Annotated in this window: 1 protein-coding gene (running past one end of the window); it reads left to right on the top strand. The window is 56.9% G+C overall.

Annotated features, from left to right (window positions below; genetic code table 11):
• Window positions 1-32 precede the first annotated feature (32 nt).
• Window positions 33-14,684, top strand: partial view of an SDR family NAD(P)-dependent oxidoreductase gene (locus V7K48_RS30670; protein WP_335078423.1) — the 5' portion only. Its footprint extends 2,970 nt past the window's final position; 14,652 of the gene's 17,622 nt are visible here — the first part of the coding sequence; it begins with the start codon at window positions 33-35; the stop codon falls past the right edge of the window.

The raw sequence follows: 14,684 nt of genomic DNA, 5'->3' as shown, positions 1-14,684 counted from the left end.
GTCAATCTTTTGCAACTATAAACGATACCAGGATGATAGACCACGCAGAAAATGTTATCGAACGGCAATATCAGGCGATAGTCCGGTATGATGATCCGATTGTGCGCGATCACCGGGTGTTTAATGTCCGCATTTTGCCCGGTGTCTGCTTGGTGGATCTGATCAGTCGAATTGCTGTTGGCAGAGGGCTTGCGCTGACTGAAATCGAGGTTCGAAACATCCTATTTACCGAACCTGTGGCGACTACAAAGTTCTTTGATCGCCGCCTGCGAATCTCCTTCCGTAGCATAGGTGAAGAGTCTGATGTGACCGTTGAGAGTCGGGCGGAAAAGGATGGTGAAGCACTCGAAGCCGATTGGCGCGTCCATGCCCGTTGCAAAGTCATGCGCGTCTCATTCCCTGTCCCTGCTCCATTAGATGCTCAGGTGCATGCCGTCACCCGGAATGATCCGACCTTGCAAACCGCTGGGATGTATACGATCGCGCGGCAAGCCGGAATTTGGCACGGTGATTTCTACCAACCGCAGGGAGCCCTGTATAGAACACCCGGATCGGTGGTCGCACAATTCCACCTGAACGAAGTGTCTCAGGCGTATGAGAATGATTTTCTGATTCATCCAGCTTATTTAGACGGTTCCACGCTCGTTCCCTTTTTCTTGACTCCAGCGGAAACAGATCGTTTGACCGCAAGTCCTTATGTTCCCTTTTATATCGAGTCGTTCCGGATCTGGCAGCGGGGGCCGCAGACCTGCTATGTGTTTGTTCCGGCTTCAGGGTCGGCGGCGAACGGGGCAAGCGTCACCGAAGCATTCAGTCGCGACATCTTCCTATTCGATGGAGACGGCAATCCAGTCGCAGCGATGCAAAACTGTTCGTTGAAGCGTGTCCGTGATGTCTCGGCCATTCACCGATTGACGGAGTTACAGCGGGACGGACTGACTCAAACCCTGCCATCATCCGCGTCGCCGTCTTTATCATCGCCACCAGAGCCGCCCCTATCCATCTCACCACCATTGCCACCGGAGCAGACCAAGCGCCTATCCCTGGAATCACCACCCTTGCATACAGACTGGACGGACTATTTGCGGCATCAGGTCGCAGAGTTGGTGGGACAGCAGGTTGCCCCGATCCCTGAACAGGCTGGCTTTTACGATTTAGGGCTGGACTCAACGCAATTGCTGCAACTGGCTCATAGGATTGAACAGCAAACCGGGCACGTGATCTATCCCACGCTGCTGTTTGAATATCCTACTGTGGAAGTATTATCAAACTACTTAAGTGAACATTTTGGGTCGATCCGCCTGCTGTCCTCAGTCCAGACTGCTGCCCCTGAGCCTATGGTGGAAGCCGATTCTTGTGACTCGCCCTGTGTTCCGGTGCTGCGAGTGTTTGAGTGGGTAGTTGATCCCAAGACGCAACGCCAGACGGCAAGGGAGAGTTCGCCAAGGGACAGTTCGCCGTTACTGGTGCTGGCTCGACCGGAGCAACGGGCGCGTTTGCAAGCCTCGTGGGCATTTGATCCGACCGATCGTGTCGTGCTATGGGCGGAACTAGGGGTGCGGTTTGCCGTCCTCGGTGCCGGACATTACCAGGTAAATCCAGCGCGTCAGGCTGATTTCGATCAGTTGCTGGCGGCAGTGGGTGCGTTGCCAGTGGGGACATTGCAATCCTTGCAAATAGTCTGGCTTTGGAATCATGAAATGCCGGATGGCGGACTGCCTGAGCGTTTGGCAGACTCGCTGGTGACGGGCTTTGAAAGTCTGGTGTTGCTGGAGCAGGCAATCTTGTCCATACGTCCAATACCGCGTGTCACGTTGCTTTACCTGGCGGATCTGAATGGTGCCCCCCAGGAAACGGCGATTGCTGCCCATTTTCGGACTTTTGCACTTGAGTCTCCATCATTTGTTGGCAGAGTGATCGAGGTTGGTGCGGCGGATTTGGCGCAGGCGGTTTTGCTCGAACTTCAATGCGGGGATGCAGATCAGCCGTTTGAGGTTCGCTACAGGGGGGGGACACGCCTTTGTCGCTCTGCTCGTAACCTTTGTGAAGGCGATGGACAGGCTACTGATATTCAGATTCGTCCAGGTGGGGGCTATTGGATCACAGGTGGCGGCAGTGGGTTGGGGCTGTTATTTGCCCGGTGGCTCCTGCAAGCGGGGGCAAAAGTGCTGATCACGGCGCGATCGCCCATCAGTGCTGCCGTGCAACAGGAATTGACTGCCTACCCGACTAATCTGGTGTATCGTCAGGTTGATGTCACCGATGTCAATGCTTTGCAGACCTGTCTGAGCGAGACGGTAAAGACGCTAGGATCGATCCGGGGCGTGATCCATGCGGCTGGCACAAAGGATGACAGTTTGCTGGGCAATAAGGATCTGACAGCGATCAGTCGAGTGCTGGCACCGAAGTTGATTGGCACTGTGCAACTGGATGCCGTGACAAGTACCCAACCGCTCGATTTCTTTGTGCTTTTCAGTTCCATTTCGGCGATCGTCGGTAACATCGGACAGAGCGACTATGCCTATGCCAACGGTTTCCTTGATCGCTTTGCCGAACAGCGGGAACAGCAACGCAGCCAGGGACAGCGACAAGGGCGTACCGTCTCGGTGGCGTGGCCGCCTTGGGCTGACGGCGGAATGCAGATTTCCCCGGAGAAACAGCGCGAAATTCGTCAACGTCATGGCTTGGATCTGCTAGAGACGGAAGCAGGTATCCCAGCCCTAGAACGAATACTTAACTGCCCAGAGGCCAAAGGTTCGGTAGTTGTTTGGAGCGGCGCGATCGCCGATGCTCCCTCTCTCCCTGAGCCATTGGAGTCCCCCCAGGAAAAGACACAGATCCCAGTTCCAAGCCAAGTCCCAGAACTGCAAGAGCTACGTCTGCCAAAATCTGCACCCACTAAGGAGCAAGCGGCAGAGCCGATCGCGATCATCGGGATCAGTGGGCGGTTTCCACAGGCGGCGAATCTGCGGCAGTTTTGGCAGAATCTGGTGACGGGGCGAGACTGTATCACGGAGGTTCCGGGTGATCGCTGGTCACTTGTTGGGCATCAAGACGGGACACCGGGACAGCAGTGGGGCGGCTTTCTGGATGAGTTCGATTGTTTCGATCCGCTCTTTTTCCAAATTTCCCCTCGCGATGCTCGGTTAATGGATCCGCAGGAGCGCCTGTTCTTGGAGATTGCTTGGGCGGCGATCGAAGATGCTGGGTATAACCGGGACAGGCTGACGGCGCTGCATTCGGAAGAATCCGGTGGCGGCGTGGGTGTGTTTGCGGGCGTGATGTGGCACGAGTATCAACTGTTCCGCCAGCAAGTTGGGATGTTGCCTGGATCGTGGTCTTTTTCCGTGGCAAACCGAGTCAGTCACTTTTTCGATTTCCACGGGCCAAGCATGACCCTGGACACTGCCTGTTCATCGTCGCTGTTGGCGGTGCATCTGGCGTGCGAGAGTATTCGGCGTGGCGATTGCTCACTGGCGCTGGCGGGTGGTGTGAATCTGAGCTTGCACCCTAACAAGTATCAACTGCTGGGGCAAATGCAAATGCTGTCCCGCAGTGGGCGGTGCCGCAGTTTCGGTGCCGGTGCCGATGGGTATGTCGCGGGTGAGGGGGGCGGTGCCGTCGTGCTGTGTTCTCTGTCGCAGGCATTGGCAAACGGTGACACGATCTATGGAGTCATTCGTGGGTCGGCAACAAACCACAACGGCAAAACAGGCGGCTATACCGTCCCTCACCCCCACTTCCAGTCCAAAGTGATCGAGTCTGCAATCCGACAGGCTGGCATTAGTGCGCGGCAGATTTCGCATATTGAGGCACATGGAACCGGAACAATGCTCGGTGATCCAATTGAGGTTGCGGGGTTGACAAAGGCATTTTCTCCACACACGGGCGATCGCGGATTTTGTGCCCTCTCGTCGGTCAAGTCAAACATTGGTCATTTGGAGGCGGCAGCGGGAGTTGCAGCGTTGATTAAAGTGCTGCTAGAGATGCGGCATAGAACGCTGGTGCCGTCGTTACATTGCCCAGAATCCAATCCCGAAATCCGGTTTGACACGACTCCCTTCTATGTGCAGCAGGAAGCAACTCCGTGGACGGTCGAAGGAGAACGCATTGCAGGCATCAGTTCGTTTGGGGCGGGTGGGGTCAATGTGCATTTAATTGTGGCGGAACCCCCTGCGCCGACCTTGCAACTGCGTCAACAAGAGCCGAGATCGCATGACATTATATTATCAGCTCGGACTCCGGCGGCACTTCGGCGCTATGCAGGCGAACTGGCTGTGGCACTGGACTCACTGAATCCGGATATGACACTAGCGGATCTGGCATTTACGTTGCAAAGTCGCCGGGAATGGATGGAACATAGAATTCGGTTCACGGTCTGGTCTCTGTCAGAATGCCGCGATAGGTTACGGGCTATTGCCCAACAGGACTCCCTACCGCTATGGCATGGGACGATGGATATTCAACCCTTCACGGGCAGGCACGTCATCGGGTTGCCGACCTATCCGTTTGAACGGCAACGGTATTGGGTCGCAGACACGCCCCCGGATTCTGATCGCGCCAATCGCCCTATCCCCGCAGTAGCAGTGCCAGTGACAGCCACGTTCACCGCCCAAGATCCAATGCTGCGTGACCACCGGGTGCAGTCCCAGAAGGTGGTTCCGGCGGGGGCATGGTTGACGATGCTGTGGGCGACGGCAGGCGATCGCACCTCCCAACCCTGGAGAGACGTGATGTTCCTTGAACCTGCGATCGTCGGGAATGACCCACTGGAGACGACCGTTGTTCTTGCCCATCCCAATTCAGACGGGCTGGTATACCACGTTGTCGATGCGGAGGGTCGCCAATTTTGCCGCGCCACCTGTGTTTCCAATGCGACTGGGGATATGGCTGGAACAACTCGCCGCCAAGATCCCGACTGGTTGGCGATCTGTGCCACGGATCTGGATGCCACGGATCTGGATGCCACGGATCTGGATCCAATTGACATTGATCGCCTATTTTTGCATCGTGGAATTGAATATGGACCATCCTGCCGCCTGCTTGATTCCATTCGGGTTAATCAAGCCCACGCCGTTGGTCAGATCCGCGCTACTGGGGGAGCCGCCTGGGCGATCGTCGATGCGGTATTCCAGGTGACTGGGGTGCTACTCGGTGTCAGCGATCAGCTATTCGTCCCCTATGCGGTGGACTGGCTGTGGCGGGTGCAAGACCTTGCCTCTGTGCGATCAATCCACGCCCACCGAATTGAGCAGGCGGCGGATGCGACTTGGTTCGATATCGTCGCTACGGATGCCCAAGGTGCGGTAGTGCTTCAGATGGATAGGGTGTGTCTGAGAGCGGCGCAATGGCAATCGGGTCAGCTGAATATCGCGAGGGAGGCGGTGTTCCCGACTGAGTCGGCAACTGCCAATGATCCGCTACGGTACTTCCAACCGAGATGGCAACCCCTTCCTGTGCAGCAGATTGAATTGCCCCCGGTTGCGGGACAAGGTGAAGTCGTGATCATATCGGCGATCGCCAACGTGCCGGACTGTGTTCGGGCGGCGGCGGTGATGGCGCATGGATCGGCGATCCGTGCGGTAACGGCGCAGTCTATTGTCGAAACACTATCAGGAGTCAAACCCACGGCGGTTTGGTACTTGGCGGATACAGAGGACGACGCAGCGATCAAGCTGTTTTGCCTGATGGTTGACTTGCAAAAACTGGTTCCATCGCCGGAACCGTTGGAATTGCGAGTGCTGACCATTGATGCCGCCGCCATTATAGACACCGATGTGCCTGTTCCCGGTGCCGCCAGTGTGACCGGACTAGTTCGTACCATTGCCGCTGAAAATCCCCATTGGCGGGTCGGTAGCGTCAATGTCAGTTCACAATGGCTGCAAACCGGGACAGCAGGGAGCCTGGTGGATGCGTTCATGCAGGCATTTGGCAAAGAGCGATCACGGCAACTGTCCTTAGAATCCAATGGTTTGTATGAGCAGGTACTCACCCCCGTGGAATTGCCGTCTGCCCAGATGACCCTGCGTCAGGGGGGAGTCTACGTGATTGTGGGTGGAGCCGGGGGGATCGGAGCCGCGATCGCCGAGCATTTTGCCGCCCAGACCTCAGTTCGCCTGGTATTGCTGGGTCGGCGGACGATCAATGACTCCATTCGTGCCCTGCTGACACGCCTGGAACAAGCAGGTTCCATAGCCATCTATCTGGTAGGCGATATTACCAATTTCCAAGACACGGTACTGCTATTTGACACGGTGCGATCACGGTTTGGAGCCATCTACGGGGTAATTCATGCCGCTGTGGTGTTGCAGGATGGCAGCTTGACGAGCCTGACGCAAGCGGATTTCCGTGCTGCTTTTGCGGTCAAGGTAGCAGGCACAATCGCCATTGACCAGGCCACTCGCCCGGATCAACTCGATTTTCTCGCCTTCTTCTCGTCCTTGAACTCCTTTGCTGGCAATCCTGGACAGGGCAACTATGTAGCCGGATGCGCTTACCAAGATGCCTATGTGGCTCGACTGCGGCGAGAGCGTCCAGATGTCCGCATTGGGGTCTGCAACTGGGGCTATTGGGGCGAAACGGGCATCGTGGCATCACCAGATTACAGAGCCAGGATGCAACGCCAGGGGATTGGGGCGATCACGACGGCTGAAGGTCTGGCGGCCTTCCATCGCTTACTCAGCAGTGATTTACCCCAAGTAGCGATCTTCAAGGCAACTGAGGCGTGGTGTGCCCGTCTAGGCTGCGTGAATGATCATAACACCGTGGCTGAACTGACCGCTATGCAGGCATTCCAGCAGGGCTTTGAAGCACTGGAACAATTAGCTGCTGCTGGACTTACTCAGGTTCTTTGCGATGTTGATGCCACCGAGGTGATTCCGAAACTGCAACGGCTACATACAGCAATGCTGACCACAGCCCAGCCCGTCTCCGATCAACAAGACGATGCGGCACTCCGGCGAGAGGCTCTGAAGGCACCGGGGATAGCGGCATGGCTGCGGCTGTTGGATCGCTGTCTGACCCACTGTGTGTCGGTAATGCGGGGAACAGTTCGCGCCCCGGAAGTGCTGTTTCCGGACGGTTCCGCCGAACTGGTCGAAGCCGTTTATCAGGGCAATCCCCCTGCTGATTATTTCAGCCATCTCATGGCAGAAGCCATCCGTCAGTATCAACAGGCCATAGGACCCGATCTGTGTGTGCTGGAAATTGGGGCGGGAACGGGATCGTCCACTGAAGCCATCCTGGAGCATTTAGGAACAGCCACAGGCAGATTGGAGTATTGGTTTACCGATTTGTCCCCGACGCTGGTGCGAGCCGCTGCCAATCGCCTGGGGCGGGTCTATCCATGCCTCAAGTTCAGTACTCTCGATATTGAGCAGCCAGATCAACCAGGGGTGCCAGCCACCTTCGATGTGATTGCCGCCGCCAATGTGATTCATGCCACGCGGGACGTTCGGCGGTCGCTCACCCAAATTCATCGGTTATTAAACCCGGGCGGACTGCTGCTTCTAAATGAACTCACTCATAACTCCAACGTCCTGACCGCAACCTTTGGCCTGACAGATGGCTGGTGGACCTTTGCTGACGAATCCGATCGTTTACCCGGATCGCCCCTATTGTCGGCGACACAATGGCACGCTTTACTCGCAGACATTGGCTTTTCCCAAGTGGCTGTCACCGAGTCAGAGCAGGGCTATGCCTACCGTCAGGCGGTCTTTGTTGCCGTTAGAACTACCGAGGGTCGCACAGATAATATTCAATGGGAAGAGCAAATTCGGACGCTGGTTTCCGCCTGCTTGCAGGTTCCTGTCACCCAGATCGACGATGATCGCCGCTTTGCAGAATATGGACTCGACTCGATCAGTGCTGTGGATCTGATTCGCGAGATCAACCGCGTCTTCTCACTCACCCTACGGACGACGGTGCTGTTTGACTATCCCAGTGTCCGTAGTCTGGTGCAACATCTCAACGAAACATACCATCTGCCGACAGTGTCATCTGGGGATCGCCCTACAGATTCAGTTGTCTCCATTTCCACCGGGGTGATCTCGCCTGCCCCCCACCCCCCCACCCTATCCACATCCACCACCGAACCCGTGACCCCAGAGACTCCGGTGAACCCCGATTTTCCCAGAGCGGTGCGGCTGACCGGACCGAGTTCAGTCGCGGAATTGCGGTTACACACCCTGGTCGTAGTATCCCCAGTAGCGGGTGAGGTGCAGATCGCGGTGCGAGCTTGTTCACTCAACTTTGGCGACCTCCTGTGCATCAAGGGACTGTATCCAACCATGCCGCCCTATCCCTTTACACCTGGCTTTGAGGTGGCAGGTCGCGTGATCGCGGTGGGTGCAGGAGTGACAGAATTTCAGCCCGGTGATGATGTCGTGTCCATCCTGGGAGAATCAATGGGCGGACTGGCTGAGGTGGTCAATGCTGACGCTTGGCTGACAGTGCAAAAACCTGCCCAGGTCACGTATGAGGCGGCGGCGGCCTTTCCGGTGGCATGGTTGACGGCTCATTGTGCATTGCAACGGGCAAACCTGCGCTCCGGCGACTCCATTCTGATTCAGACGGCGGCAGGGGGCACAGGCTTACACGCAGTGCGGATGGCGCTGGCGGCAGGGGCAGAGGTCTTTGCAACAGCTGGCAGTTCGGTCAAACTCGACTATTTGAAAAAAATCGGGGTGCAGCACCCGATCGCCTATCAGCAGACAGATTTCCGGGATGAAGTCCTGCGATTGACCAACCACCGAGGGGTAGATGTGGTGTTGAACACATTGTCCGGTGATGCCATCCAGAAGGGAGTGGCTGTGTTGGCACCAGGCGGACGCTATGTGGAACTGGCGATGACAGCGTGGAAGTCGGCACCTGCGCTGGATTTATCCCAACTGGTCGATAATCAGACCATTCTCAGCCTGGATTTACGCCGTTTGTTGTTGCGCCGATCATCGGACGCCAGGAAACTGCTTGACCAAATGGCAGCGGCACTGGCTCAGGGGGCGGGTGAGGGCATGGTGGATCGGGTGTTGCCACTGCACCAAATCCGGGAAGCCTTCCAATCCTTTGAGCGACGGGAAAGTATTGGAAAAATCGTCATTGCAATGGATAGTTGCGACTCCACGACAAACTTCCAACCAGAAGCCGCAACGGGCAGTGTTGCCACCCACAGTCTGGCCACTAACGGTCTTGCCATCCAGAGTATTGCTACTAACAATCTTGCCAGTAACAGTATCGCGATCGTCGGGATGAGTGCGCGGTTCCCCGGTGCCCGCAATATTGACCAATTCTGGGCAAATCTGCAAGCTGGGGTAAGTGCCTGTGGGACGGTGCCGCCGGAGCGTTGGGATGCAGTCGCACTCTCCGAACAGCTAGGGGATGGGGATTGCAGACACTATTGCCGCTTCGGGGCTTTTCTGGACGATGTTCACGACTGGGATTCGCTTTTTTTCCGGATTACGGGGGTAGAGGCTCAGTTCATGAGTCCCGAACAGCGCCTATTTCTGGAGGAAGCGTGGAAGGCGATCGACGATGCAGGCATTCCGGATCATGAACTGGATGGTGCCACCTGTGGGGTATTTGCAGCGGCGAGTCCCGGTGATTATGCCGAGTGGCTGGCACAATCCGGCATCGCTCTGAATGGACATATTCTCACGGGTAATCATGCGGCGATCCTTGGTGCTCGGTTGTCCTACCTATTGAATCTGAAAGGACCGAACTTGACCGTGGATACCGCCTGTTCATCCTCCCTGGTGGCGATCAAGTTGGCCTGTCAGTCGCTATTGTCTGGGGAGTCCAGTACAGCGATCGCGGGTGGAGCCTTCCTCATGCATACACCGCGCTTTCACATTCTCTGTGGCAAAGCGGGGATGTTATCACCCACCGGAACCCTCAGAGCCTTTGCAGATGGGGCAGACGGCTTTGTGCCCGGAGAAGGCGTGGGCGTGGTGGTGCTGAAGCGTCTAGAAGATGCCATCCAAAACAACGACCGGATTCACGGGGTGATTCGTGGCATTGCCGTCAATCAAGATGGTCAGAGCAACGGGATCACTGCACCCAGTAGCCTGAGCCAGAGTGCCCTAGAGCGGCAGGTCTACACCACCAGTGGCATTGATCCAGTAACGATTACCCTGGTCGAGGCGCATGGCACCGGAACGGCACTGGGCGATCCGGTGGAAGTGGAGGCATTGGCGCGAACCTTCCGTGAAACCACGTCCCAGACGGGCTATTGTGCGATCGGCTCAGTTAAAACCAATATTGGACATACCGTGTATGCGGCGGGGGTGGCAGCGGTGATCAAAGTCCTGCTCTGTTTCCGTAATCGCCAATTGCCGCCGTCCTTGCATTTTGAGCAACCCAATCCGCAGATTCCCTTCGAGTTGACCCCCTTCCAGGTGAATCGCGAACTCCGCCCCTGGCAGACACCCGAAGGGACTCCCCGACGGGCTACTGTGAGTTCGTTTGGGTTCAGCGGCACCAACTGTCATGCCGTTCTGGAAGAGCCGCCAATTGCGATCGGTCCTGCCCCCCTAGCCCCAGAATCGAAACCAGAGCCAGAATTATTCCTCATATCGGCAAAATCCTCGGCAGCCTTGCAGGATCGCCTCAGAGACTTAGCGGAGTTTCTTGACGCAAACCCCGATCTGTCTGTGCGGCAGTTGGCGGTCACCTTGGCAACTCGGCGTAGTCACTTCCGCTATCGGGTCGCCTTTGTGGCAGATCGGCTGGACTCCCTCCGGCAACAGTTGTTAGAGGGCATATCCAGTCCACCATTGGAGGTAAACCAAATCCCAGCCACAGCAAATCTGGCAAGACAGTCTGTGGTTGCTACTGGACAGCAACGCCACACGCTGCTCTTGACACTGGCAGCAGCATATCAGGCAGCGGTAGCCGTGGATTGGGAACTCCTCTATCCCAAACACCTCGCGCCGCCCCTGTCATTACCCGCCTATCCATTTCGTCCAGTCCGGTGTTCACCGTCTCCCGCTCATCCGACCCCGGCGGTGTCAGTTCCCGTTGGCGAGGCTCCGGTTGAAATTGTGCGGGGCGTATTGGCGGATGCCTTGGTAATTCCACGGGAGCGCTTGAACTTGTTTGATCCGTGGGACAGTCTGGGGTTGGACTCTCTGTTAATTAAAAAGCTGAATGCCGTGTTCTCGGCGAAATTTGGGCCGTTGCCGTCCAGTCTGTTCTTTGAGTACAGAAACCTGAACGACCTAACGCAATTTCTGGTGCAGATGTATCCAGCACCGTTTAATTTTCTTGCCCCCTCGCCTCAAGCGAATCCTCAGTTTGGGCCACCTGCTCCGGCGGGGGATGCTCCGGTCGAAATCGCGATCATCGGACTGGCGGGTCGTTATCCTCACGCCAAAGTGATCGCTGAATTTTGGCACTTGTTGGCGATGGGAGTGGATGCGATCACGGAGGTTCCAGGTGATCGCTGGGATCATAGCTTGATCTACGATCCTGACCGAAGCAATCCGACTGGAGCCTACACACGTTGGGGGGGCTTCCTGGACGATGCCGACAAATTCGATCCTCTGTTCTTCGGCATTTCCCCCAAAGAAGCGGAACGGATGGATCCTCAAGAACGCCTATTTCTGGAAGTGTGTTGGCACGCCTTGGAGGATGCCGCGTATACGCCGTCTGGATTATCCGCCGGACGCATCAATCTGGGTGCCAAGGCGGGGGTCTTTGTCGGTGTCACTTGGGGCAGTTATCAATTACTCGCAGCGGAAGAATGGGCACGGGGTCGGGTCGTGATTCCCGGCGCATCGCACTGGAGCGTGGCTAACCGAGTCTCCCATGTGCTCAATTGGAGTGGACCGAGCATGACGATTGACACGGCCTGTTCCTCGTCCCTCGTGGCGGTGCATCTGGCCTGTGAAGCGATTTATCGCGGCGAGTGTGATCTGGCGCTGGCGGGGGGCGTGAACCTTTACTTGCACCCCTCGAAATATGTCGGATTGAGTCAGCAAGAATTTGCTTCAAGTGACGGAAGGTGCCGAAGTTTTGGGCAGGGCGGGGATGGCTATGTTCCGGGGGAAGGGGCTGGGGCGATTGTGCTGAAACCGTTGGTGCGGGCTGTAGCCGATGGTGATCGCATTTACGGGGTGATTCGCGGTTCCAGCGTCACGCACGGCGGTCGCACACATGGCTACACGGTGCCCAATCCAGCTGCACAAGCGGCAGCTATTGAACGCGCACTCGAACAATCGGGTTTCGGAGCAGATTCTTTGAGCTATGTGGAAGCACATGGTACAGGCACCGAGTTGGGTGACCCCCTGGAAATTGCCGCCCTCAGCCGTGTCTTTGGCGATCGCCGAGACGTCACCCCCTGTGCAATCGGGTCGGTGAAGTCCAATATTGGACATCTGGAATCGGCGGCAGGCATTGCAGGGCTGACCAAGGTACTATTGCAGATGTGGTACGGCAAACTGGTGCCTTCTCTGCACGCTGCCTCCCCGAATCCATCGATCACGTTTGAGCAGACTGGCTTCCGAGTGCAACAACACTTGACGGACTGGACTCCGCGTTCTGGCATTCGACGGGCTGGAGTTAGTTCCTTTGGGGCAGGCGGTGCCAACGCCCATCTGATTCTGGAAGAGTTCCGCGCTCCCTCAGATGTCCCACCTGTGAAACCGCTACCACCAGTGCTGATCCCCCTTTCAGCCGTGAACGAGGAACGGTTACGGTGCGTGGCAACTGACCTTGCAGCAGCGATCACGGCAGACCCGGCGATGGAGATTACCGCTATAGCTGCCACGCTCCAACGAGGGCGCGAACCGATGGCATCCCGCCTGGCAATTGTGGCTGATTCCACCGACCAACTGGTTCATTCTCTCTGCGATTGGTTGGCTGGCACTCCGGATTCAAGGACATTTTCTGGGACGCTCCCCAGCGAAACCGTGCAGATCCCTCCCGCATTATTGCGCCAGAGTTGTCCCCAAACCCAACAGATGGTTGATCGGGGCGATTGGTACAAAGCCGCCAGACGGTGGGCAGACGGTGCAGATGTCAATTGGCCAGTCGCCGGGGCGATTCTCTCCTTGCCGGGATATCCGTTTTTGCGGGAACGCTATTGGTTGCCTGCGGGTGAACCGATGCGACGTGGCACAACCATGCCTCCTAGCCCACCATCAGAGCCATCCCAGGAGATGCTACTGGCACGGCGAGTCTGGCAGGAGGTGGCATCGCATCCCCGCAATGGCGGATCGGTGTTCCTCAGCGGACTGGGTCGGTCTAGCCAGGAATGGATCACCACGCTGCAACGCCTGCAACCGGGAATGACAATCTGGACGGAAGGGACGGCGTTTGATCCAACGGCTACAGGGACGCTCCAGGTATGGCACTTTAGCGATACGTCCCAGGACGGAGCCATTCTCGACCTTTTACGATTGTGCAAGGCAAGGCTGAGTCAGGGCGGTCATCCGGTGGAACTGATCGCGATCGCCACGGGGGCAACAGCAGCGATGCAAGCTGCCTTTCTCCGGACACTAGTGGCTGAACATCCGAACGTGGCAGCCGCCTCCCTGGCCGTGGACGGATTAGATCTGACTCCCGCATTCCTTCTGCCACTTTGTACTCGGATTCCGGCATTGCAGGCAGGTCAGGCGCAGGAACTCCGGGTTTACAACGGCGGCTTCCAGGAACGCCGTACCGAGGCATGGCTCCCCCCCTCTGCCCCGGTCAATCCCCCGGTTAGGACTGGGTTCCGTACCGAGGGAGTTTACCTGATTAGCGGTGGGGTAGGCGGTCTTGGTTGTCTGTTGGCGCGGCACCTCGTTACCCACTTCCATGCCCGGGTGGCACTGCTGGGTCGCCAACGGTTTGGGTCAGACAGCGTTCGGCTAATCCAGGAACTCAAAGCGCTGGGTGGCGAGGCAATCTATGTGTCTACCGATATCACCCATGCCGCTGAGGTGGAAGAGGCTGTTCGCCGGACACGCCGACGCTTTGGTACGATTCATGGCGTGATCCATGCAGCGGGTATCCTGGAAGACCGTTACATCTGTTACAAAGACGAGGAATCCTTCCTGCGAGTGTTGGCTCCGAAGATCGAGGGCGTGCGCCACTTAGATCAGACCACCCGGAACGACAATCTCGATTTCTTCTTGATCTTCTCGTCCCTGACAGCGATCATGGGTAATCCTGGTCAGTCTGACTATGCGGCGGCAAATGCCTTCCTGGATTACTTTGCAGAACGCCGTGTCGGTCGAACTGTGGCGATCAATTGGCCGCTTTGGCAGGAGGGCGGGATGCAGATGCCAGCGGATTTGTTGCCAAGGATCTTTGAGCAAACGGGGATGGCTCCGATGCCGTCAGCCAAGGGACTAGCGCTCATCGAGCAAGCGTTGGCATGGGACGAACCTGGGATCATTGCAGCTTGGGGGAATACCGCCCGGTTGCAGCAATTCCTGGGGGTGATGGAGCGGGAGCCGCATCTTTCATTAACTGTGTCTGCACCCGACGTGCCGCATAGTTCCCCTGACAACAGTTCGCCCGATGTGTCGCTAATTGCATCAGACGTGTCACCCGATCCGATCTCGGCCTACCTGCGTCAATTATTTAGTCAGGAATTGAAAATTGCCCCGGAACGGATCGATCCCGCCGCCGGACTGGATATCTACGGCATCGACTCGGTGTCTATTCGTCGCCTGACCGTCCAACTCGAAACCCGGTTTGGC

Origin of the sequence: Nostoc sp. (genome assembly GCF_036919615.1) — a bacterium.
In the GTDB taxonomy this organism is placed as follows: Bacteria; Cyanobacteriota; Cyanobacteriia; order Cyanobacteriales; family Nostocaceae; genus Nostoc.
This window is presented reverse-complemented; position numbering and strand designations above follow the sequence as displayed.